General features: G+C 63.8%; 19 protein-coding genes and 4 pseudogenes. 5 read left to right on the forward strand and 18 right to left on the reverse strand.

Going from position 1 to position 21,459, the window contains the following annotated elements; translation table 11 throughout:
- Positions 1–333 precede the first annotated feature (333 nt).
- Together QTI05_RS00130 and QTI05_RS00135 are read right to left on the reverse strand one after the other, a co-directional pair.
- Complete coding sequence (locus tag QTI05_RS00130) at positions 334–696, reverse strand: nuclear transport factor 2 family protein (protein WP_286622439.1); 363 nt, start codon at positions 694–696, stop codon at positions 334–336.
- 97 nt (positions 697–793) lie between these two features.
- Positions 794–1,222, reverse strand: a complete 429-nt coding sequence (locus QTI05_RS00135; RefSeq protein WP_286622441.1) for a cupin domain-containing protein — start codon at positions 1,220–1,222, stop codon at positions 794–796.
- A 757-nt stretch (positions 1,223–1,979) separates the two neighbouring features.
- Here QTI05_RS00135 and QTI05_RS00140 point away from each other — a divergent pair.
- Both QTI05_RS00140 and QTI05_RS00145 read left to right on the forward strand, forming a co-directional pair.
- Positions 1,980–2,480 carry a tautomerase family protein gene (locus QTI05_RS00140; protein WP_286622442.1) on the forward strand — a complete coding sequence of 167 codons (501 nt, stop codon included), beginning with the start codon at positions 1,980–1,982 and terminating at the stop codon, positions 2,478–2,480.
- A 168-nt stretch (positions 2,481–2,648) separates the two neighbouring features.
- Positions 2,649–3,018, forward strand: a pseudogene (locus tag QTI05_RS00145) (formaldehyde dehydrogenase, glutathione-independent); the annotation flags it as partial.
- A 345-nt stretch (positions 3,019–3,363) separates the two neighbouring features.
- Here QTI05_RS00145 and QTI05_RS00150 read toward each other — a convergent pair.
- The 11 genes and pseudogenes from QTI05_RS00150 to QTI05_RS00200 form a co-directional block, all read right to left on the reverse strand.
- Positions 3,364–4,026 (reverse strand): annotated as a pseudogene (locus QTI05_RS00150) (IS5 family transposase); the annotation flags it as partial.
- Between the two features lie 223 nt (positions 4,027–4,249).
- A complete protein-coding gene (locus QTI05_RS00155; protein ID WP_286622443.1) occupies positions 4,250–6,199 on the reverse strand; it encodes a DUF3363 domain-containing protein in 1,950 nt (649 codons plus the stop codon).
- A gap of 372 nt (positions 6,200–6,571) precedes the next feature.
- Positions 6,572–7,105, reverse strand: a complete 534-nt coding sequence (locus QTI05_RS00160) for a S26 family signal peptidase (protein ID WP_286622444.1) — start codon at positions 7,103–7,105, stop codon at positions 6,572–6,574.
- Entirely contained in the window at positions 7,102–7,620 is a 519-nt protein-coding gene (locus QTI05_RS00165) for a DUF2840 domain-containing protein (protein WP_286622445.1), read from the reverse strand. The genes QTI05_RS00160 and QTI05_RS00165 overlap by 4 nt, the downstream gene beginning before the upstream one ends.
- Positions 7,617–7,880: a ribbon-helix-helix protein gene (locus QTI05_RS00170; RefSeq protein WP_286622446.1), complete on the reverse strand. Its 264-nt coding sequence runs from the start codon at positions 7,878–7,880 to the stop codon at positions 7,617–7,619. Before QTI05_RS00170 ends, QTI05_RS00165 begins: the two co-directional genes overlap by 4 nt.
- Positions 7,877–8,626 carry a ParA family partition ATPase gene (parA, locus tag QTI05_RS00175; RefSeq protein WP_286622448.1) on the reverse strand — a complete coding sequence of 250 codons (750 nt, stop codon included), beginning with the start codon at positions 8,624–8,626 and terminating at the stop codon, positions 7,877–7,879. Before parA ends, QTI05_RS00170 begins: the two co-directional genes overlap by 4 nt.
- A gap of 185 nt (positions 8,627–8,811) precedes the next feature.
- Positions 8,812–9,675: pseudogene (locus QTI05_RS00180) on the reverse strand (replication initiator protein A); the annotation flags it as partial.
- Positions 9,676–9,972 carry a helix-turn-helix transcriptional regulator gene (locus QTI05_RS00185; RefSeq protein WP_286622449.1) on the reverse strand — a complete coding sequence of 99 codons (297 nt, stop codon included), beginning with the start codon at positions 9,970–9,972 and terminating at the stop codon, positions 9,676–9,678. It lies immediately after the preceding pseudogene.
- A 92-nt stretch (positions 9,973–10,064) separates the two neighbouring features.
- Positions 10,065–10,604 (reverse strand): DNA -binding domain-containing protein, encoded by a 540-nt coding sequence (locus tag QTI05_RS00190; protein ID WP_286657811.1) that lies wholly within the window; start codon positions 10,602–10,604, stop codon positions 10,065–10,067.
- A gap of 13 nt (positions 10,605–10,617) precedes the next feature.
- Positions 10,618–10,863: a transcriptional regulator domain-containing protein gene (locus tag QTI05_RS00195; protein ID WP_286657771.1), complete on the reverse strand. Its 246-nt coding sequence runs from the start codon at positions 10,861–10,863 to the stop codon at positions 10,618–10,620.
- 102 nt (positions 10,864–10,965) lie between these two features.
- Positions 10,966–11,307, reverse strand: a complete 342-nt coding sequence (locus QTI05_RS00200) for a DUF2958 domain-containing protein (protein ID WP_286622451.1) — start codon at positions 11,305–11,307, stop codon at positions 10,966–10,968.
- Between the two features lie 196 nt (positions 11,308–11,503).
- Between QTI05_RS00200 and QTI05_RS00205 the strand changes: the two genes are divergently transcribed.
- Positions 11,504–11,794 carry a helix-turn-helix domain-containing protein gene (locus QTI05_RS00205; protein ID WP_286622452.1) on the forward strand — a complete coding sequence of 97 codons (291 nt, stop codon included), beginning with the start codon at positions 11,504–11,506 and terminating at the stop codon, positions 11,792–11,794.
- 45 nt (positions 11,795–11,839) lie between these two features.
- Here the strand turns inward: QTI05_RS00205 and QTI05_RS00210 are convergent, their stop codons facing one another.
- Positions 11,840–12,187 (reverse strand): DUF2958 domain-containing protein, encoded by a 348-nt coding sequence (locus tag QTI05_RS00210; protein ID WP_286622453.1) that lies wholly within the window; start codon positions 12,185–12,187, stop codon positions 11,840–11,842.
- A 576-nt stretch (positions 12,188–12,763) separates the two neighbouring features.
- Here QTI05_RS00210 and QTI05_RS00215 point away from each other — a divergent pair.
- Complete coding sequence (locus QTI05_RS00215; RefSeq protein WP_286622454.1) at positions 12,764–13,432, forward strand: DUF6988 family protein; 669 nt, start codon at positions 12,764–12,766, stop codon at positions 13,430–13,432.
- Positions 13,433–13,484: 52 nt separating this feature from the next.
- Here the strand turns inward: QTI05_RS00215 and QTI05_RS00220 are convergent, their stop codons facing one another.
- The 3 genes from QTI05_RS00220 to QTI05_RS00230 form a co-directional block, all read right to left on the reverse strand.
- Positions 13,485–13,790 carry a DUF736 domain-containing protein gene (locus QTI05_RS00220; protein WP_286623319.1) on the reverse strand — a complete coding sequence of 102 codons (306 nt, stop codon included), beginning with the start codon at positions 13,788–13,790 and terminating at the stop codon, positions 13,485–13,487.
- 596 nt (positions 13,791–14,386) lie between these two features.
- Positions 14,387–14,836 (reverse strand): thioesterase family protein, encoded by a 450-nt coding sequence (locus QTI05_RS00225; RefSeq protein ID WP_286622455.1) that lies wholly within the window; start codon positions 14,834–14,836, stop codon positions 14,387–14,389.
- A gap of 236 nt (positions 14,837–15,072) precedes the next feature.
- A complete protein-coding gene (locus QTI05_RS00230) occupies positions 15,073–17,082 on the reverse strand; it encodes a ParB/RepB/Spo0J family partition protein (protein ID WP_286622456.1) in 2,010 nt (669 codons plus the stop codon).
- A gap of 758 nt (positions 17,083–17,840) precedes the next feature.
- On the opposite strand from QTI05_RS00230, the gene QTI05_RS27815 reads away from it, so the two are divergent.
- On the forward strand, positions 17,841–20,669 hold the full coding sequence (locus tag QTI05_RS27815) for an SEC-C metal-binding domain-containing protein (RefSeq protein ID WP_353505937.1): 2,829 nt from the start codon (positions 17,841–17,843) through the stop codon (positions 20,667–20,669).
- 104 nt (positions 20,670–20,773) lie between these two features.
- On the opposite strand, the pseudogene QTI05_RS00240 reads toward QTI05_RS27815, so the two are convergent.
- A pseudogene (locus QTI05_RS00240) lies at positions 20,774–21,133 on the reverse strand (OB-fold nucleic acid binding domain-containing protein); the annotation flags it as partial.
- Between the last annotated feature and the right edge of the window lie 326 nt (positions 21,134–21,459).

The following is a 21,459-nucleotide window of genomic DNA, read 5'->3' on the forward strand; positions in this document are numbered from 1 at the left end:
ACCATAGGGTAGAAACTCGGCAGTCGGGCTGGGCCACCCAGCCAAGGGTCGCCCGGAAGTTCGCAGACGAGAACACGGCGAGGCTGCGCGCCCCAGAGGTCGAGCGTTGACCTCGACCTCGCTCCAACGGTTCTGCAGAATCATGTCCGTGAAGGTCTTGTCCAATGCGTTCGTCGTCGATGGGGGTGCCATTGACCCGGACTTGTTTTTCCCTCACTCGACGCAGACACTGCGCCTGGTCGGAAGCTGCGTGCGCCCTTGGACATGTTGCAGAGCGATTGCTTTGAATCGCGCCCATGGCGGTCGACCGAATCGAGCCGCGAACGGGCGCGGCTACTGCGAGAAAGATGTGAATGTTTGGATGAGGATCTTCCCCTCGCGAACGTAGAGGGTGTCGGTCGCCAGAACGACAAATGGCTTCGCATTCCAGACCAAGTAAGCAATATCGCCTTCGATCACTTGCCGTTGAATCTGGAACGCTTCCCAGAATCCCGGTTTGATGGACTCGAGAAAGTTTGAAAAGAACTGTCGAATCTCCGACAGCCCTCGCACAGTTCGGTCGGGAAGCTGAACGACCGACTGGTCGCAATAGTCGGACACCAGCGCATCTAAGCCTTGTGCAAACGATTTAAGGTGGTGATCAAGAATCTGATGGGTGTCGGGCATTTTCTTGGTTGACGTGATGACGGTAGGCACGGAGCTTCTCCTTTGAGCGCAAGGCTCCAACATGAGTCGGACAATGTTTTGCGAGTCACGCAGTTGCGACGCAGCCAGCATCGCGTCTGCTGTACGGTCAACCCCAGGCGCCTTGAACCTCTTCCCAGCCGACCACCGCGATCGGACTGCCGTCCGGTTTGATGAAGGTTAGCGGCCCAAGGAATGTCATGTAGAACTCGCTGTCGATCGGAAAGGACGTCTTGTCGTGCCTGGCGCCAGATGACTCGAAGCCATAGCCCGGCGCGATGGCGGTGGCACCACCATTCGCCTCGCCCCCTCGAACATCCATCTTTCCTTTTGTGAGAAGGTATTCGCCCGGACCGGCGTGAATGTGCGCCGCAAACGATGAGTGCGCGGGGCAATCAAAGATTGCGCTCCACGAACCCTGTCCAGGGGAAACATTGAGCAGCTTCCAGCGAATACCCCCAGTCGAAAAGGCCGCCGGAAACGGCTTCCACTGAACCTCGTCAATCTGGACATATTCCTCGTTCGTCTTCGGCTTCATCTAGTGTCTCCTATGGCAAGAAATGGGTTGTTCGGGTGGAGCCCTTCTCCACCGCGTCGGCTTGGTGAAGCTCATTCGCCAAGCCGTAGCTGAACAATAGGTCTTGTGACGCGCGTCGAGCACGGCTGCCGGGAAGGCCGGCTTGACTCACCGCGAAGATCAGGGAAAATCCGCAGGACGGAGGTCGCCGAGGTCGGTCTATTGGGGCAGAGGTGATCAAGGCCAGGTAGGTGCAGCGCATCCATCGATTCGGGATATGAAGCAACAGACGCTCGCCACAACGGCCGATCAGAACACGCTGCACGAAGGCGACCGCAAACCAACTCGACTGGTGCACTCTGGCCACGATGGAGCGGATGGTGCCACGCCAGCAGTTTTGCAAGATGATCGACGGGCCGCGTAGTCAGTCGTTACGAAGTCTCGCATCGTCGCGCGGTTCACGAGCACGCAGCACTCGCGGCCGATATTCCGTAGATCCGAGCTCGCAAAAGATGACGCGCCGCAATTCGCGATGCCCGCATGAGCACGGACATGGCGCAGCACCCGATCGAGCGCACACCTAAGATGTTGTCGAAATGTTCATCGGGGTCGCTAGTAAGTCGTTGATATGCCGATCCGGGGTAGCTTCACTGCACTGACAGGCAATTCTGATTGCACGGACACGCAAGTGGCTGCGGCCCAGTCCACCTAGGATTTGACCTGTCGCGCACCGCGACGCCACTACCGTCGGTCCGGACGGACATGCCAGGAGTTGAACATGCCATTGATCGATGTAATCTACCCGCAAGGTGCACTGAGCGCACCCGCGCTCAAGAAGCTCGAAAGCACCCTGTGGAAGAAAGCCCTCAAATGGGAAGCAATCGAAGCGAACGCCGCCTCGGCATCGGTCGCCTGGGCTTATCTGGACGAGCGACCGCGGCAAAGCGTGAGCGCTGGCGGCAAGCCTATCACACAGAACATCTACCGTATCAACGTGCGGGTGATGGTCGGATTCATGGACCAAGTGCGAATCGACGGCATGGCCCGCGAACTCACGGACGCTGTTCTTGAGGCCGACGGGTCGAATGGTGACGCGAGCGGCCCGCGCGTCTTCTGCATCATCGAAGAAATACCAAGCGGCACCTGGAGCATCGACGGATCGACGTGGACCACGGTCTTCACTGCCAGGCAGCTTGAAATCGACAAGACGCGGATCGCCGCGATGGAGCGCGCCCTTGCGGAGCGCCCGCGCATCGACGTCCTTGCGTCACCGGTCTGAACTCAGTAGAACGCTCGTCCGCCTACGGAGGCGCGGGCTTCGCCCGCGAACAGGCCTATCGTTTCAGCATCACTTTCGCGTGCTTGCGCGACAACGGCGCGTGCTTTTGGTGTGGACACGACTGATCCTGCCGGACACGTCGTCGGTTGCGCTCGACCATCTGCCCGGGATGGATACGTCGACATGGGTGGTTGGATTGGGGGGTCAAGCAGAATACGTGATGGTCCCGTATGCAGACTTCAATCTTCTGAAGTTTCCGGCCGAGATCAGACGCTGGAAACGATTCGAGACCTCACCTGTCTCTCTGACATCCTGCCGAACGGCTACCACGGAGTGGTTACGGCGGGTTGGCCCCGGAAGCGCTGTCTACGTCACCGGCACCGGTCCGATCGGACTCGTGGCAGCAGCGTCGGCACACCTGCCAGGTGTTGCCGTGGTGATCGTCGGCGGCGTCAATCCAGTACGTATCTCGGGCGCAAAGGCAGTGGGTTTTGAGACGGTAGATCTGTCGCTCGATGCGCCGCTGGGCGACCAATTGCGTTCACGCAGGAGGCTTTTGTCGGACAGGCCATCCTGCAGGGTTTCGTCGGTGATATTGCTCATTTAGATTGGGTCCGTCGCGCGGCGGGCATGGTCCATGCGGAGTTGCTATCTTGCCGGAACTCTCCGCATAGCTCAGTGTCACGCCATCGAGGAATACTCATGCGAGGTCAGGCAATCTCACGGCCATGCGCCAACCAACGGCACGAAACAGGGCGGCAATGGGGCCGTGAGCAGACCTTCGAATGCATACTCGCGGTCTCCTGTGGGCGTAGCTTGTCATCCAGCCTGATTCTTTCGAACTTCACGAGCAGTTCGCCGGCATGAGATGTGGTCGACCACCTTTCATGCCGAAGTGCCAGGTATTTCCTTTCTTAGTCTGATGCATCTCGGGATCGCGCGTGTTGCCCTCGTTCTTGGTCGAGCTGGGCGCCGCGATGATGGTCGCGGCCACGATGGTGCCCGCGCACATCAGAAGCCCTTGCTCGGCAAGATGAGCGTTGATCTCATCGAATAGCGCCTTGGTGGGGTCATTGTCCAGCAGCAGTCGCCTGAACTCCAGCAGCGTGGTGGCGTCAGGCACCGACTCGCGCGACAGGTCGATGCCCACGAAGTCGCGCAGCGCTTGGCTGTCATACAGCGCGTCTTCCAGCGCCTCGTCGGCCAGGCCGTACCACTGCTGGAGGCAGTACATGCGCGACATCCTGGAAACGCCCATCGGCAGTCGGTCGACGCGTCCGCTTGTGGGGTACAGCGGCTCGATCACAGCGATTAAACGAGACCACGGCACGCCTAGATGGCTGGCTGCTGGCCGATCAGGCGCAACCTGTTGGGCTGCATTGCAGGGGCGCCAAACGTAGAGGGACAGGGACTGGCTGTCCAGTCGATCCCCTGGAGGGCAAACGAAGTGCGGAGACGCTAAGTTCCTGCGGCCGTACTCCACAGCGATGCGGACATTGGTCGCACGTACAGTCGATCCGCCATCAAGGGAATGAGTGTCGAACACAGGCAACTGGCGGCGGTGTTAGCCACCATGAAGCCCGATCATCCGCTCGCAGGACAGAGGAGCGTGACGTTGTCGCAACTGTGGGCTTATCCCATCGCGCTGCTCGACCGCGACAACGCGTGCGCCAGCAGGTTCCGGCCGACAGCACAGTAGTTGTGTGAAGGCAATGTGAAGGCGTGCCATCCTCATCGACCATGAGGAATCGTACAAAGTTCCATGAAAATCACACAGCGACTCCCTGCTGTCGTTCGAGCTTCAACGATATCGAGTTGCTGCGCACGATACCCGATACTTGTTGGCCCAGGCGATTTTCAATCACAGGTCTCCACGGCACCAGACTGAACCCGATGCCGTCGTCGAGCATTGCGAAGCGGCCACTGACAAGCTGAACTGAGCGACGGTATATGCCAGTTACCCGCTCGCCGTCGTGCAACAGGCGATGGACTCGACCAGTCTCGTGTTGAACCACCTTGCCCCTCTCGGTCAGTTCCCGGTCCCGCAAGGTGGACAGTAGATTGCGCGCCCAAACCACACGTGGGCCGCGTCGCTCAGCCAAGCCCTGCTCAACAAGGAAATTCATCCGATCCCGCAACGCACCGCGCACTTGAGCCCCAAAACCATTTTGCGATAACTCCCTTCCACTACCGACGATTTGATGGTCCAGCCAAGTCGCGCCTTGGGCACGCACTTGTTGTTCAATTGTCAGGTGCGAACGCAATTCCAAGATGACACCGCCGGCTAGTCGTGCATCATGTATTAGCGCGCGTGACAAGAGGTCAGGCGGAACTCGCCAGACACCATCAGCCATGCGCTCCACAACTCCAGAACGGCGCAAAGCTTCGAGTCGCCGCACATGCACATCAACCGCAGTCTGTGGGGCGGGGTTGCCTTCATGTCGAAGCCGCATGAGATGGTCAGCGGTACGGTACAGACCTTCACGCGCGATGCCAGCAATGTTGCGGTCCACCGCCCGCTTCCCGCCCGCCGGTCTCACCTCCGCGATGCCCCCCAGTGGCATGCCTGTCAAGTCAGTGCCGACGGGGATCTTTACGTAGTGCGCCCGTCCGTCGACGCCATCGACCACTAGGTAGCCGCGGTCGTGCAGTTCGTCGGCGAGGCCTTTGCCCGCGATTCGACCGATAACGGGGGAAGCCGGCCGCTCCTCGACCACGCATTCCCGCCGCTGCCCCTTGAGCGCACGGCGCACCGTCTCCAGCGCATCCTCGCGCTTGCCCATTGCGTCGAGCGTGGCCGCCATCCCGGGCTGGAGCTTCCATCGGTTCGCGTTGCTCCTCTCGGCCAGGCCCATGCCTTCGAGCCGCTGCAGCCGTGCGCGCAGAGCATTCTGACGCTGCCGGTCTTGCGGAGGCCCCGTCAGATCGATGCCATCGGCACCAGCTTGCCGGATCAGCGCCCGGTCCAGGCTGGTGAGCCGCTGCTGGTCGACCTCCCGCAGCAGGCTCCTGCGGATTTCTGCCTCGGTGCGCGGTCCCAGCCATTCGGTAGCGATCTCGCTGGCGCGCAGGCGCATGCCGTGAGCCATGTAGTCGGGAGCGATCACGAGATCTTCCCTGCCGCTGGCAGGCCCGCCCGTACGGCCGTTCAGCACGATGTGAGTGTGCGGATTGTCTGTGTCCCAATGGTCCACGGCCACCCAGTCCAGTCGGGTCTCCAGGTCGATCTCCATGCGGTGCATCAGCTGGCGCGTGAAGCCCTTCAGGTCCTCCAGTTCCTCGCCATCCTCGGCCGAGACGATGAAGCGGAACTGGTGGCGGTCATTCAGACCGCGTTCCGTGAAGGCCTTGAGATCGGCCGCTTCGGCGTCGGCGCCGTAGGCCTGGCCCTTCTGCCCGTCACGGGTGACACCGTCGCGCTCGATGTAGCGCAGGTGCACGGCCACCGAGTTCGGGCTGGCACCCCGAAGCAGAACGAAGCGGGACTTGATGACCATGCGCCGCGCGTTCGGTCCCAAGCGCTGGCCGGCCATCGAGGCCGCAACGCGGCCGCGTCCGAAAGTGTTGGCGGCTCTGCCAAGGCGCTTGCCTGAGGACGTCGAGCCGGCCTTCGACACTTGCTTGAGAACCTGCGAAACGAAGCGCTGCGAGCGCGGCCTACCACGCGACTTCGGCGCCGCGGGCTTGATGCGAAATCGATCCTCGTCATTGCGAGCCATGAAGACTCCAGCGCACAGTGGCGCAGCGTGTCGCAAACGGCACGCGGCAGAGGCCGCGGCCATGCAGGTTCCAGCCTCTGCGCGGCACACTCAAGACCCCTTGCGGTGCCGCCGCAAACCCACGTGCAGACTGGGTTGGAGGGGCGCGACGTGCAACCCCTTTTATCTGGCCCTCCGTCTCCGCCTTCCGCATCCGCTCCCGCCTCCGACTTGCCGCCAGCCGCGCACCGCGTGCGCAACGCTGCCCGAAAGGCAGCGGCGGTGCAGCGCGCGCTGCACGCTGGCGGCGGCCCCCCTGCACGACGGAGTGCAGCGTGGGCGCATGCCCAGTTGCACTTCGAGGGCATGTTTGCTGACGTGATAGAGCAAACCTCATGACGCGCTCCAGGTCCACAGTGGCCGCGCGGTGCCCAGCACGGCGGACGCGGCGATGGGACCGAAGTAACGGCTGTCGAAGGAAGCCGGGTTCGTGTCGCTGAGCAGAAATAGCTCACCCGCAGCGAGGGGCCGGCATTGAGGCCAAGTTTGCAGCGGCCGGCGCGCGCCATCATGCGTTCGTGCAATCGCCACCACTGCGCCGTCGACGCGCACAGTCTGCTCCCCAACGCACACCGATTGCGGCGCGAGGGCACCGACGCGTTTGAGTATCGGCACGCCGTTCGGAAGGTAGCCGCGCTGTCCTGCGAACGCGGCTACGTCGGTGGGAAGCCGCGCCAGCACGATGCTGCCGACGTGCAGCGAGGCTGCGTTGCCGATGCTGCCGACCCGGTACCAGCCGCGCGGCACGCTGTCCGTCGGGTTGTAGACCACGAAGACCCGCTCATGCGCCGACATCGTTATGAAGTCCGGCGTGCACAGTGCAGCCAGGCCGATGCCCATCCCGGCGAAGAGCACGCGCCGGCTCATCTCAATACTCCTCGCGCAAGATGCGCCGCATGCCGCTCGCTGGTGTAGTCCGGCAGCGGCTGGCGCGCTCCAAGCCGGTTGCCGACCGTGCGCCAGTACGTGACGGCAACCGCGGCCGGATCGATGCCCAGCGCCTCGATGGCGTCGATCGCTGCGAGCACAGCCTTGACCTGCGGCTCGCCATCGGCGCGCAGCAGGATGCGCGCGCCGGGCGCTACGCCGGCGATTCGTTGCGCGCCATCGAACGGCATCGGCGCCTGCAGCACCATGAGCTGCCAGAGCGCCGTACCGTAGTCATTGCCAATCCACTTCACGCGGCAGCACACCGCACTCGGCATAAAAGTCGCCACGCGCCGCCAGCGGTCCAGCACCGTCTCGCGCACGGGCTGGCCAAAGCGCAGCCAGACGTTAACGCGATGCTCGACGAAGGCGAGCGAGACCCGCATGGGGACAGGCCGTGGCGGCAGCACTGCGTGTGGCCGAGCCTGCACGGCGATGGGCAGCAACTGCGTCATGGCTGACCTCCACCGTACTCGCGATCCAGCAGCTCGCGCAACATCTCGGCCGCAGTGACACCGCGTTCGAACGCGATCACCTTGATGCGGCCCCGCAGCGCCGGCGTCACGTCGATGGTGAGGCGGGCGGTGTAGATCGACGTCTTGGCGGCAACCTCCGGTGCGTCGGCCTGTCGCACCCACGTCGAGGCCGGGTCAACAGCAGGCTTACCGCCGATGGGTGCCCGCTTCGGCGCTGCAGATGACGCTGATGCCGTCACTGCAGCATCTCCTGCACTGCCTGCGCCAGTGCCGCGATTTCGCGCGCGGCGGCGCACTTCGGCGCGGCTTCGCATGCGAGCCGGCCTGCGGCCACGCTGTCGGCAAACACGATGCGCTGCGAGACTTCAGCGTGCAGCGCGGCAAACGGCTGGTCGGCCAGCGCGGCGCGTGCTTCTCGGCCGATCACCGTGCCGACCACGCGCCGGTTGATCACGAAGGCCGCGCGGAGCTGCGGCCTGAACACCCGGGCCTCGGCAATGAGCGTCACCATCTCATGGCTGGCCCACACGTCGTAGGCACTGGGCTGCACGGGGATCAGCACCAGGTCGGCGGCCAACAGCGCGGAGCGCGCGAGGGACGCGACCCTGGGTGGTCCATCGATCACAACGTAATCCGCCTCCAGGGCGATCTGCGGCGCTTCCTGGTGCAGCGAGTCCCTCGCCAGCCCGAACACGCCGTAGAGCCGTCCCTGTCCGTTCTGAAGCCGTCGTTGTGCCCAGTCGAGGGCTGAGCCTTGCGGATCGGCGTCGAGCAGCGTCACGCGGCTTCCCGCCATCGCCAGCTCGCCGGCCAAGTGGGTGGCGAGCGTGGTCTTGCCCGCGCCGCCCTTCTGGTTGAGCAGCGCGATCACCTTGCCGGGTCGGTCTTGTCTTTCTGGCAAGCGGATTTCGGCTGTTCTGACTGCTTCCGGCGAGGCACTGCCCGACTTTTGAGCAGCTTCGGTTCGCGCGCGCGTGAATTCCATTTATGTATCCCTTTAGATGTTTAGGGAGGCCCGAAACCGTTGCTGGGCGCGGCTTGCGGGGTGTTTGGCGCCGGTGATCCACCGATGGTTGCGCCGGTGATCCACCGAGTTCCGCGCCGGTGATCCACCGAGCCCGTCCCCATGACATCCACAGGTTCTTCAACAGAAGCTGTGGATAAGTCGGTGGTCGATGCGTTCCTTGTGCACGGGCGGAAGGCCAACCACTCAATGCCGCCGCTGCGTTCGATGGACAGCCGGTAGCCCGGCAGCGCCTGGCGCAGTGCGAGGGCGCGCACGTGCGCCGCGAAGTCGCGTGAGCGCTGGAGCGCGCCGGATTTCAAATACAAGTGGCGCATTTCGAAGCGCCATCCACCGGGCTGCCGGCCGCCATGCTTGCGCACCAGCCGGTACAGCCAGCGCTCGATGCCACCGGAAAGCCGGAAATACGTGGGATCCAGTGTGAGCACGAGCGCCTCGTCCATCACGCCGGTGAAGAACCAGTCGGCCAGAATCAATTCGATGCCATCGGAGCGGCCATCGGGCCGGATGAATTCCTTCCACTCGTTGATCCAGGAGAAGCGATGCACCCGCTTGCCGCCATTCGGGCGCTCGCGCTGGCGCAGCGTCGTGGCGACGGTGGTGGACTGCAGCCGGTCCAACGCGGCGCGCAGTGCGAGGTAGTCGCTGCGGCCGGTACCCCGCTGCGCAAAGCGCAGGATCTCGTAGGGCGTGGCCACCATCAGGCGCGAAGGTGCGATGCCTTCTTTCTTCGCCTGGATGATCTGGCTGGCAGCCCAGATCAGCACGTCGGCATCCCAGATGGTGGCGATGCCGTGCTCGGGAACGCCTTCGACGGTGAGCGAGATGCCGCCCGCCTCGAAGCGGATCGGCACGATGCGCGGCGACTTCGCCAGGGAGAAGAACGGGTAAGCCATCAGATCCTGCGAATCGCGCAGCGCCATGTCACCGTGCGGCAGCGCGCGGAACAGTGTGAGCTGTTCGCGTTCGCTTAGGCGCTTCGACATGCCGTGAGTCCCCTGTGCGGCCATTCACCGAACAGAGTCGCGCTGCACGTAGCCAGGGTCCGAGGTCATGCCGTAGGTGTGGCTGTCGGCCCAGGCACGCAGGTCGGCGGCCGCGTAGACCACCCGCGCGCCGAACTTGCGGAAGCGTGGGCCTCCGCCCAGTACGCGCTGCTTCTCCAGCGTGCGCGGCGACAGCCGCAGGAACGCGCCGGCTTCGTCGGTGGTCAGAAACTCGGGATTGGCCGGCGCAGGCGGAACCGCAGCAGGCTGCGGCGCAGCCGCAGCGGCCGTGCGGGAAGGGAGAGAACTGCCAACTGTCATGACGCACTCCATCGCTGTCGATGGGCCGCAAACCGTTCGCGGCCTGATGGAGGCAGTCTCGGGAACCAAGCCCGATCAAGGCAGGGAGAGATTCAGCGCACCGGGTCGTCTCCGGGTTGCTTCGCTGGGAGATGCAGCACACCGGCCATCGCCAGGTAGCCGCCGTTCATGAGCGCCTCGGCACGCCGCAGGAGGTGACGTATCTGCGCGCGTAATTCACCATCCTCGTGCCAGCGCAGGACGACGGCTTCGAGGCCGAACAGGGCTTGAGCGGTATCGCGATGCGACGCGCCCGCCTGCGCGGCGTCGAGCGCCTGCAAAGCGCGCAGATGCAGCAGCGCCGCGCGGGTCACAGTCCGCGCGGGATCCACCTGCGGCGCATGGCCTTCCAGGGCCAGCGCCTGCACGTTGAACGTGTCGAGTTGGCCGCGTAGCTGCGGCGTCAGCGGTACGGCACTGGCGTAGGCGGTGCCGTCAGCCAGGACACCTGACAGCGACAAGCGCATGCGCTGGGCACTGAGGTCGACCGTTAGCGACAAGTCGGGGCCGCCAAGCGCCAAGCGCTTGCGGCCGGGGATTCGCCACAGATCGAAACGGCGGGCCGCTGCATCGTTCGCGTGCGCAGCACGCACATGCAGCAACCCGTCAGGGGACGACAGCCACAGCGGATGCGCACGGCGCACATCCAGGTCGGGATCTTCGGCGACATCGCAACCCCCAGCGGGCAAACGACACCACGCGCTTGCGGCGCACCCAATCCGCGCGGTAGTCCGGATGGCGGCGCAAGTACTCCCATGCAACGCCCGAGTCGTCCAGGTCCAACACGTAGAGATAGGCGGCCGACACGCCCCACGGCGCGCGGGGCAGGTCTTCGGGGTCGGGTTTCAACATGCAATCCTCCTTTAAAGGAGGAAAGCTGCCATAGGCGAGGGAAGGCAGGGTCGCCTTCGCGGCGACCCTTCGTCGCGCGATCGGCGACGTTGCAACAGCGCGTCAATCGTTGATCGAACCGTCGCGCTGTGCGTCGGCCAGGTAGCCGGAGAGCGTCTGGCGCGGTTTGAAGTGGGGATCGGCCACGATGCGCATGCCCCGCGGCCCACGGACTCCTTCGAGGGCCGAAAGGCTCACCTGCCCGAGCTCAGGACTCCCGGTACCGGCATCGCACAGGCCAAAAGCCTTGTCCCCGTCGGCATCGAGCTCAGTCAGCAGCCAGGCGGCCCCAGCGTCCAGGGTGTAGAGCTTGACCACCGGTAGCGGATCAATGGCGTCCCCGCGCGCCCGCGCCGCGCCATTGGCCAGCAGCTGGTTTCGCTGTTCTTCGGTGAAGAAAGTCATGGTCTCTGCATGAGGTAGTTGAATACTAATTCGCAGCGGGCATAAAGCAAGTCCCAGCAGCGACGCTACAGACGCTTGCTACCGAGCGGTATGAAACCGTTCATTCAAGTGAAAATCCGGCGCCACGAGCCGCGCACTATCTCATGAGTTAAAGATAACGTGGTTTTAATTTCTTGGAAACAAGACGCTTCTGTTCATGCAGAAGCAGGAAATACAGCGCGGGCGGCCGACCGGCGCGACGACGTTTGAGGCAGGCCCGGCACGGGCCTTTGGAGATACGGTGCGCGCCCTGCGCACCGAGGATGGCGTTGCCCAGGAAACCCTGGCGCACCGGGCCGGCATCGAGCGTTCGCACATGGGCAAGATCGAGCGCGGCGAGCACATGCCGACCTTGGCGATGATCCTGAAGATCGCGCGGGCGTTGGGCCGTAGCGCTGGCGAACTGATGCTGGAAACCGAAGCACGTCTGCCCAAGGAGGAAGGTTAAGACGAGATTGGCCGCCGAACGTCGCCGGCGGCCAATGCACCGCTGCTAGACCACGATGCGCCCGGCGAGACGTGCCTCTCGCGCGAACGCACTCAACGGTTTCTGCGCTTCGAAGTGCAGATCCCGTTCAACGGGAAGTCCGAGCCGGCCGCGCAGAGTCGCGATCTCTGCCAAGCTAACCCACCCCAGCTCGGGAAACCCCAATCCCAGGTCGCAAAGGCCGAACGCATGGTCGTGATCGTCCGGGTCGGTCTCGGTCAGCAGCCAGGTCGCCCCGGCGTCCGGGGTGAACAGCTTGACCACCGGGGCGGGATCGAAGTTTTCTTGTTCGAGGGACTGCCGGCCATTGGCCAAGAGCTGAACGCGTTGTTCGTCGGTGATGAGCTTCGTCATGGTCTTCTCCTTGGAAGGAATCAGGGCGGGATTGCCCGAGACCGGAAGCAGCACGTCGCAGCGCAGCCGTCAGGGTTCGACAGACGGCCGCCAGGACGCCAGCGTGCACAGCACGCGCAGACCTTGACGGCGAGAACGGCGTGATACGGTGCAGGGAACAGCAAGCCAGCCCTCCCCTCGCCCCTGCTTCTGCAAACGCAGTGCGCAGCGCCGACAGGCGCGAAGGGCGTCAGCGATGAAAGCCCGAAGGGGCGAGACGCCTCAAGGCGGCTCGATGCGCAGCACGATAGCGCGGCCGGCGTCGCCGGCGACGCACGAAGACGTGGACCCTCAATGACGGATGCGCGGAAAATCGTAGAGCCGGCGATACGGCATTCAACAAAGCCGTAGAAGCGCAAACCCGCCTTCATGATTTGCCGTCGAACCGTAAAAGCGCAAAGTCGCAAAAGCGGAATGGCGAGCAGACGCAGATTCGGGTGTGCTTATTTGGGGACATCCGCAATGCCGCCAGTCAGGTGCCTGCCTGTGCCGATCTGCTGACGCTCAATAGCAGCACCGAGCGAATACGATGACTGCATGGAAGCTCCCCAACAAGAAACCTCGGACGATCCCCTGGAAGTCATGCTCCGTCGGTCCGACGAGCTGCACGAAGCGCTTCTGCACCTGCTCGACGGCGCCGAGTTCGATCCCTCTCCTCGTGGCGAGGCTGCCTTCGGCATGTGTTCCGTTGCGCTCGAACATGGGCTCAGCCTGCGCGCCTTGATGGCGATGGGACTGCCCTCGTCGGCGGTCGGCCTGATGCGGCTGCAGTTCGAGGCCTTGACCCGCGCCATGTGGCTGCAATACGCGGCCAGCGATCTGGCCATCGAAAAGCTCAGCGCGCCGCTGACCCTCCAGAGCGAGCAGGCCGCGAAGAATCTCCCCTCGGCCAGCGAGATGATCGAGCAGATCGGCAAGCGTGTCGGACCCAACGTGCCCGCGGCCGCGCATCAGATGCTGGCGCATTTCAAGGACGTGTCCTGGCATTCCCTGAACTCTTTCGTGCATGGCGGCATCCACCCGCTGCGCCGACAGCCCGAGGGTTTCCCGGTCCACCTGGCCCTGCAGATCCTGCGCAATTCCAATGGCCTTCTCACGATGACCGCCATGGCCCTGGCGGTCCTGACGTGGGACGAAGCCGTCGCCAGGCCGATGCGCAAGATCCAGCCCACCTTCGCCGACTGCCTGCCCGACCTGTTGAAGTAGCGGCCTCGCAAGGGAATAGCGCCCCGCCGAAGCGGGGCGCCGAGGGCGACGCTCAGTCGCCCTTGCTGCGCGACCAGATCAGGTTGTGCGCGCCGTCGTCGGCTTCGACCAGGCGGGCATAGATCGTTGCCGGGAACGACGGGTCATCCAGGGTCACCGAGAGGTAGGGGCGCTCCGCCCGGCTGAGCTTCTTCCACGCCGCGCCGATCTCGAAGTTGCCGGCGACGATGCGGTAGTCGGGAGCGTTCTCGCTTTCCTTGTCGTTGGGCACGATCTTGACCTTGACGTTGAGCGTCAGGGTGCGAACCGTGCCGGTGTAGCTGTCGTTCTGTGCGGTGAAGGTGCCGATGTTGGCCATGATGAAGTCCTTTTGAAGTTGACCAGGTCGCGCCCATCGCGGCCTTGGCGTGATCCGATGGGTGAGGGTCCGGGCGCGCCGCATCCCATAGCGAAGCGAAGGGGCCGCAACGCAGTGAAGGACCGGGAGGGCCGAGAAATTTGCCTCGCGAGGAAGACCGCAGGTCGGGGAAATTTGTCGGGCCGGACGGTTGCGGCGAAGAAGCCCGAGGCGGCGCGAAACGAAGTGCAGCGCCGCTGCGCCCTCGCCAGGATTCACGACAAATACAAGGCCGCTGTGGGTGTGATCCTGTAGCGAAAGGACGCATGGCCCCAGCGCGGTCACCGCTGCAAAAGCGTTCTCGGCAGGACCCCAGACGCAGCCCAAGTCCATGTCGGTCGACAACGCAACAATGAAGAACGATCCCACCGCATTGGCGCTGGCCAGCGGATCGGCATTTGCGGCGTGGACGGAGATGCGCATCGGAGCGCTCTCTGTGAGCGACTGTCGTCATGGCGGACCGGTAGCCCACCTCACTCAGGACGGCTCGCACGACCTACGAGTGCAGCAAGCTGGGGCCTTGTCTCGCGATCCGCCATACGGCTTGGCGCGCTTTCCTAGCTTCCAGGGCACTGGAGTGCCAAGACCTTTTCCGCAATGCGCGACTCCATCTGTGCCCGCTGGACCGCCACCAGCGTGACGGTGGCCTCGCAGACGACCTCGTGCGCATCGTGCGCCTGGACGCGGAACGTCGCGCTCCGGTCCCCCAGCCGCTCAAGCCATCCGCGTAGCCGCAGGGGCGACCCGGGCGGGATCGGCCCTCGGTGGTCGATGCGGATGGTTCGGCCGACCACCACTTCAGCTTCGGCATCGACGTGCTGCTGCATCTCGCGAATGCAAATGGATTCGACCACGGCCACCAGGTACCCGGTGGCAAGACACTCGATCAGTCGCTCCGCATATCCGCTTCCGTGAGTAAGCCGCGAGAAGAGCGACTTCGCTGTCTGGTCCGCCGGCACGGTGTAGGACTCTTCGAAGAATATCTCGCTGACGCCTTGGTGGTTCATGGGGTATCCGGGTGGAGTTATGTAGCTCGATCAGCGCGCTGGATTGCGGGCGACCGGTGCTGTTCGATGCTCCCGTGTCCGGCAGGCATCCCCAACCCGCCGCAGCGAACGCTGGCGTAAAGCACCACGCTGTGCATCGGATGGTGTTCCGGAAGTCAAAGCGCGCGCGGCAGACCTGCCGCGCGCGTCGCGCCGATTTCTCGATCCCCGGCCTCGCGGCCGGGGAATCATGAGGATCACGCCGCTGCGTGCGCGTCCTCTTGGGCTTCGGCATCAGCCTGCCCCTCGGCAAGCGGTTCAGCGCCTGCAACGTCAACCGCCGTTGCCTCCTGGGCGCGGAACATCGCAGGCAGCCAACCCGTACCCGCCGCGAGCCGCTCGGCCTCGCTGGCGATATCCGCCTTCTTGAGCTTGCCGAGCCGGTTCACTTCACCGGATGCGAAGACCTGCACTCCTTCCAGTGCCTTGGCCTTGGAAACGTGATCGAAGTAGCCTGCACTCGTCGGCGTCCACCACGCATGCATGTCCAGCCCCACAGCTTGCGCCAGCGCAGCAGCTGGGGCTTCGTCCTCACGCGAAGCGAGGGCTGTCACCGTGAAGCCCACGCATACCGCCAGCAGCGACAGAAGCTCCTGCTGTGGCATTGCCAGCAACTCGGTGAACAGCGCATCCGAATCATTGGGCAGGCGTTCCGCCCAAGCCTCCCGCACCTGCCGCATGCCCACCGCAGCCGGTGCCTCGGCCACGTCCGGGGCGTACTGCTCCAGCCGGTCTTGTGGATTGGCGGTGATGTTGAGGGGCGATCCGTAGTGCGCGTCATGAATGACGCGCAATGCAAGGCGATGCGCCACCGCGACCAGCGCGACTTGCGGATGCCGGGCAACTTCGGCCTGCAGGGCGGCGGTGCGATGGGCACTCAGGCGCTTGACCAGCTTCTCCGAAATGGTCAGCTTGCCTTGCGCTTCGGCTGCACCGCTGCTCTCCGTATCGTCATTCGCACCGCTCCCGCCGCGTTCCTGCTCCCGCAACGCCTTGGCCTGTTCCTCGCGCAGCAGCCCGCGATGCACGATCACACCACCCATGTGGTCGAGCGATACCACGGCCCCCGCCGTCGCCATCGTGCGCGGGGGATAGACCACCAGCGTGCGTTCGATGGCTTCGACTTCGTTGCCCAGGCCGTCCATCTCGTCCTGCATGGCCTGCGCCTGCACGTCCGTCATGTCTTCGTTCTCGTCGTCGAGGCGGTCTTGCAGCTTGCGTTGCTGTGCCTCCAGCTTGGCGATGCGCTTGGCCTCGGCCTTGCTCGGCTCTCGCCGCTTGCTGCGCATGCGCTGGAACTGGTGCAGGTCGGCGTAAGTGGCTCGCGGGGCCACGTCCACCCAACCCCAGCCCTCTGCCTGCACCTGCTCGGCCATCGGCGCGAGCCTGTCTTTCGCCAGCGAGTCCAGCAGCGCCCCGTCCGTGAGAAAGATGCCGTTCTGCTCATCCGCGAACAAGTCGCGCCGCACATCGCCGCCAGCCTGTTCGTAAGCCTGAACGCTGACAAACTTCGCCAGCGCATCACGGCCTGCGTCGATCTCTTCATGCGTAAGGTGGTCGCGCAGCGCCTCCGGGCTGCGCTGCCACTGCGGTGACTCGTAATAAGCCGCCTCCTGCGCCGCATGGTCGTCGGTGATGGCAAGCGCCATCAACTGCTCCAGCGTGACGGCGTCACCCCGGTAGTCGGCCAACAGGCGCGGCGAGACGTTGGCGAGCTTCAACCGTCGCTGCACCACCAAAGGGGTCACGCCGAAGTCGGCGGCAATGTCCTCGATGGGCCGTCCCTCGGCCACCAGATCGGCGAAGGCTTCGAACTGGTCGGCCGGGTGCATGGCCTCGCGCTGCACGTTCTCGGTCAGGCTGACGGTGCGCGCCGCCGCATCAGACCCCAGCAAGCAGGCCACCTCGAAGTCCTTGGCGAGCTTGCGCCGCTTGACCAGCAGCTTGAGCGCGGCGAGGCGGCGGCGACCGGCGACGACCTCGTAGTGCTCGCCATCGGCGGCCAGCACCACGTTGAGGTTTTGCAGCAAGCCCACACGGGCGATGCTGGCAGCGAGTTCGGGAATCGACGTGCCGCCGCTCTTGCGCACGTTGCGGCTGGAAGGCCGCAGCTTAGACAGCGGAATCAGCAGCAGTTCCTGCGAAGCCGTGACGGCTGCGACAGCAGCGGCGATGGCGGTGGTTTCGTGAAGGGTAGCGGTGTTCATATTGAAATCTCCTGTCCCTTGCCGGGACGTTGAAAGTGAAAAAGGAAGAAAAAGAGAAGGGGTTCAAGGTGTCGGTGTCTGCATGCGCGGCTCTCCTGTGGTTTCCCACTCCAGCCGGATTCCAAGATTCGGAGCCCGGCGTTGGCTTCGGTGGGTTCGGCGCAGTGACCTGGGCTGGTCGCCGTTGCCGCCGTCTTTCCTGAGTTCATCGCCCGCGAAAAAACCGGGCCGGCGGGGACTGGCCGTCAAGGAAGAAAGCGCAGGGTTGGTGCGGCCCGCAGCCGCAGGCGAGGACACGGCCCTGCGCGCCTTGACGGCCAGGCACCGGCGGCTACGGTCGCGGCATCAGCGATGAAGGAGAGGAAAGACGGAAACCCAGCCAACGGCCAGGGGAGCGACGAACCCACCGCCGCGCGGCGAGCGCCCCTGCGTGCCGCAGGCACGCCTAGCTTGAAGTGAACAAGCGCGCGCAGCGCGCATCGACGACATGCGCTGGCCGATCAGGTGTCGCCTGGTCGGCGGTATCGAGGGGCGCCAAGCCTGCGCGGCGGGGACTGGCTTTAGCCAGTCCCCTGGAGTGCGTCAAGGATCGAAGCCAAATGGCCAGGACGGGTATGCCCGGCGTGGTGCCGCGCACAAGAGCCTGACGGCGCCTTGCGCCGGGACGCCTCGGCCTTCCCTAGAAATTGGCACGCATTGGCAAGGTCGGAACATGAAATACTGTTACAAGTTTCAACTTCACTTCCCGCCTCTCCCCTATGGTCATTCTGGATCCAGCCCAGCTTGTCAGGATCGAAGCCGTTCATCGAGGCTTCATGTACCAGCACCTCTTCGCCGCTGGTTGCCTGCTTGCCGCTCAAGGCTCGGACCTCAGGGCTATCAGAGTCGAGCTGGACGAAGACATCGAACTGCAGTTCCCATCTCTGACGGTCTATGTGCAAGTCAAGACGCGGAACCGTCCATTGATCCAATCCGACATTGAGGGCGCATTGGAGCGATTTGCCACGTTGCGACAGGAGCACAGCTCGGGCCGAAGAGCCGGTGATGCACAGTTTGTCGTTGTCTCGAACCAACCACCCGGTGAAGCGTTGGCGCGCGCGCTTGCCGAGCGCGACCTGAGCTACGTTTCGTTGGAATGGCCCGGGGGCCGCATCGGACCTCAAGCTCCAGGCCTACCGCCTGCGTGGCGAGACATCACGAGTGCGGTCGCTTGGTGCACGGCAGCTGCAGAACAGTTGCCGCTGCGAACAATCGCGGCCGAGACGCTGGTTTGGAAGCTGGCTGCAAACGTCGCGCTTGCGTCCAGCGGCACCGAGCCCTACGGCGATCATCAGTTTCTCGCGGAAAGCCTGCCGGCCCTCTTCGAGCAGTTCGCACGCCAGTTGCACGACTTCCCCGAGCTGTTGCTTCACTACAGGCCGCACCAGGGTGAGCCGGCGATTGAAGCGACGGAGCACGTGCGGGTCGTCTGCGGCTTTTCGGGGGCAGGCAAGACGTCATGGGCGGCACAGACTGCCGCGCATTCCGGAAGTGCATGCGCCTACTACGACGCGGGAGACACTGCTCCCGCAGCCCTGCCATCGGCTCTGGTGCGGGAATGCGCCGCCCAACTAGCAGGCGCAGTGGCTCTGGAGAAGGTTCTGCTTCCCGGCGCCAGCGGCCTTGAATCGCTTCGCGCCTTGGACCAGGCATTGCAGGAGAAAGGCAGCTCCCCCATCCTGGTGATCGACAACGCCCACGCCTTGCCATCGACCGCTTTGGACCAGGTCGCAAGGAATACATCGAGTATCCGTCTGGTGCTGCTCTGCCACCCCGGGCGCACGGTTGCCGAGCTGGAAGCATTGCAGGGCATTCAGCGCGAGGACCTTCGCGGCTGGTCTGTCGAGGATGTGGCTGCCGAAGCCGCGGCGCTCGGTTGCACCGGCACGATCGAAGGAATGGAGCGCCTGCGGGTCCTGACGGGAGGCTATCCGTTGTTCGTGCAAAGCGCTGCGCGCTTGGCCGCGTTGGAGCACGACGGCAGCATTGACGAGTTCGTGCAGTCGCTAGAAGCAGGCCTCCACGGCGCAGTCACTGCCCAGGAGGTGATCCTGGAGCGAGCCTTCGATGGCTTGCCGCTTCAACAGCAGCAGGCAGCCTGCGCCCTTTGCTTCTCTGACGTTCCGCTATCCCGAGCGGAGATGCTCACGCTTCTGACGCGGTGCCTGGACATGGATGAAGCGAGCGCCGCCAGCATAGTGAGGCAGCTCAAGACACTGGGTTTGGCACAAAGTGTCGGAGGCGATCGTGCGCGCATTCACGATGCTGTTCGTACCCTCGGCAAGTTGCGATCCAACGAAGTGCCAGAGTTCAAGGCACGGGCGCTGCGAGAGTTGTCCGAGATCATCTTGCAATCCCTGCAGGAGCATCGCGATTTCGGTCGAATCGTCTTCTGGGCGAGGCTGCTGTCCGCACTCAATCATCTTGAGCCTCTGATAGAGCTGATCGGGGAGGAGATCTTCCATGAGATGGGCGTCATCCCTGAAGTTTCGTTGGCCCTGGAGCAAGCGTTGGCCTCGGGTGCTTTGGAGCCCGAGCAGCAGTTCTGGGCCTACGACGGTTTGATCTTCTCGGCGCTCAAGCACGGAGTGCGGGAGCGAGCCGACAAGGTGGCGGAGTGGCTTGCGGCATGTGAGCGCGTCGTTGAACAGTTCGGCTTCTCTCCCACGCACAGAGCCCGGCTCTGGATGAAGCGCATGAACCTCGCGGGCGTGCTACGCGACGAAGACGGCGTGATGGCCGCGCTTGAGCAAGCGTCCCGCGACATGCCCGATCTAAAGGGCCACCAACGCATACTGGCATACAACGCCGCAGCGGCTCTCTTTTTTATAGGCTCCCACCGTATCGCCGAGGCGGTCGTTTCCGGCGTCATCGATGAGTATTACGGGGTGCTCGGCATTTCCCCGGATGAGGTGATCGGCCTCAAGCAGCCAGAACTCTGGAAGGCGATAAAAACGCCATCACTCGACATTGATGACGTTAAACATCTCGCGGATGCACTGGAGCTCCTGGCGATGATTGGTAAAGAGACCAAGCGGAGAATGCCGCACGCGCGGACTCAAGCGATGCGGTTCTACGAGATCGCTGGCGCCATCGATTCCTACGTGCGAGCGGGACTCGACGTGGCTGATGACTTCGTATGGGTGAAGGATTTCCTGGGCGCTCGCAACATCATGGAGGACTTTGTCCTGCCGTTCATCCAGCGGCATTCCATGGTCGGCAAGCTGCTTGATGCGCGCAGCTTGTACGCAGTGATACTGGCCTATAGCGGTGAGTTCGACGAGGCGGAATTGCAGATGCGGCGGCTCGAGCCCCTCATCGAGGGGGCGCCACCGCCTATGCAGGCCCAACTCGCCGATCAGAACCGCCTCATCGCCGAAATTCGTCAGAAGGGACCTCCCCCTCAACGCAGGCTGCGTGAGGGCGCCAGAGCCAATCCGTTCGCAGCCAAAGGTGCGCCCATCGCCCGCCAGACTGCGAAGGTGGGGCGCAACGACCCATGCCCCTGCGGCTCGGGTCTCAAGTTCAAGAAGTGCCACGGCGGCTGAGCCCGGGCTTGCATCGAGCATGTTCGAATGCTTTGCGGAACCGTGGCGATTCTGAAACGGTGCATGGAACGGGACATGTCTAGCGTGATGTTCGACGCTGATGGCTATCTGAAGTCTCTGCTTGGCGCAGAGTTGGCAAGACGGCCCAACAGAGGCGTCAGGTCTTCGAGGTGACTGGCAATGAGATTGCGGACCTCGCCTTCGCGTTGCCACACGCCTTTGACCGCCAGCAGCCGCGAACGCAGTAACTCGTTGCGCTGACGCTCGCGCAGGCTTTTCCAGCAGATGACCTGCACCACGCCGGTTTCGTCCTCCAGCGACACGAAGATCGTGCCATTCGCAGTCTCCGGCTGCTGGCGCAGCGTGACGATGACCATCCGTTCTACAGGCAGTTTCATGCGCGGGGCAAAGAGAAGCGGATGCCGGTGTTCTTGGAGCCGGAAGAGTATGACCGGTGGATGTCGTGCCCCTTAAGCGAAGCACCCGCATACTTCCGTCAGTGGCCGGGGCCGTTCAAAGGCTTCCCGGCGCCGAAGGCTCCGCGAGTGCCAAAGGTTGCCAAGCCTCCTGCTCCGCCCAAGCTGCCGAAGCCGCCGCCTTCAGCAAAGCCGCCCCCAGCGCAGGGCGACCTTTTCTAAGGCGTCATCGACATGCAACCGATCACGTGATCACAGCGGGAAAGAAGACCGCCGAAAGCACGCTCCTTCCTTGACGACACCCTTCATTGGCGCACGGCGCTGGGAATGGTCTTGGTAGCATCAGGGGATGGATTGGTTGATGGGTCTGCTAC

Source organism: Variovorax fucosicus (genome assembly GCF_030316825.1).
Classification (GTDB): domain Bacteria; phylum Pseudomonadota; class Gammaproteobacteria; order Burkholderiales; family Burkholderiaceae_C; genus Variovorax; species Variovorax fucosicus.

Bases quoted from the DNA above. Each gene is read 5' to 3' on its own strand.
- QTI05_RS00210 (WP_286622453.1), bottom strand. From the start codon at position 12,187: ATGACGAAGCTCATCACCGACGAACAACGCGTTCAGCTCTTGGCCAAT.
- QTI05_RS00135 (WP_286622441.1), bottom strand. From the start codon at position 1,222: ATGAAGCCGAAGACGAACGAGGAATATGTCCAGATTGACGAGGTTCAG.
- QTI05_RS00185 (WP_286622449.1), bottom strand. From the start codon at position 9,972: ATGACAGTTGGCAGTTCTCTCCCTTCCCGCACGGCCGCTGCGGCTGCG.
- QTI05_RS00215 (WP_286622454.1), top strand. From the start codon at position 12,764: ATGGAAGCTCCCCAACAAGAAACCTCGGACGATCCCCTGGAAGTCATG.
- QTI05_RS00165 (WP_286622445.1), bottom strand. From the start codon at position 7,620: ATGACGCAGTTGCTGCCCATCGCCGTGCAGGCTCGGCCACACGCAGTG.
- QTI05_RS00230 (WP_286622456.1), bottom strand. From the start codon at position 17,082: ATGAACACCGCTACCCTTCACGAAACCACCGCCATCGCCGCTGCTGTC.
- QTI05_RS00200 (WP_286622451.1), bottom strand. From the start codon at position 11,307: ATGACTTTCTTCACCGAAGAACAGCGAAACCAGCTGCTGGCCAATGGC.
- QTI05_RS00160 (WP_286622444.1), bottom strand. From the start codon at position 7,105: ATGAGCCGGCGCGTGCTCTTCGCCGGGATGGGCATCGGCCTGGCTGCA.
- QTI05_RS00155 (WP_286622443.1), bottom strand. From the start codon at position 6,199: ATGGCTCGCAATGACGAGGATCGATTTCGCATCAAGCCCGCGGCGCCG.
- QTI05_RS00220 (WP_286623319.1), bottom strand. From the start codon at position 13,790: ATGGCCAACATCGGCACCTTCACCGCACAGAACGACAGCTACACCGGC.
- QTI05_RS00205 (WP_286622452.1), top strand. From the start codon at position 11,504: ATGCAGAAGCAGGAAATACAGCGCGGGCGGCCGACCGGCGCGACGACG.
- parA (WP_286622448.1), bottom strand. From the start codon at position 8,626: ATGGAATTCACGCGCGCGCGAACCGAAGCTGCTCAAAAGTCGGGCAGT.
- QTI05_RS00225 (WP_286622455.1), bottom strand. From the start codon at position 14,836: ATGAACCACCAAGGCGTCAGCGAGATATTCTTCGAAGAGTCCTACACC.
- QTI05_RS00140 (WP_286622442.1), top strand. From the start codon at position 1,980: ATGCCATTGATCGATGTAATCTACCCGCAAGGTGCACTGAGCGCACCC.
- QTI05_RS00195 (WP_286657771.1), bottom strand. From the start codon at position 10,863: ATGTTGAAACCCGACCCCGAAGACCTGCCCCGCGCGCCGTGGGGCGTG.
- QTI05_RS27815 (WP_353505937.1), top strand. From the start codon at position 17,841: ATGGTCATTCTGGATCCAGCCCAGCTTGTCAGGATCGAAGCCGTTCAT.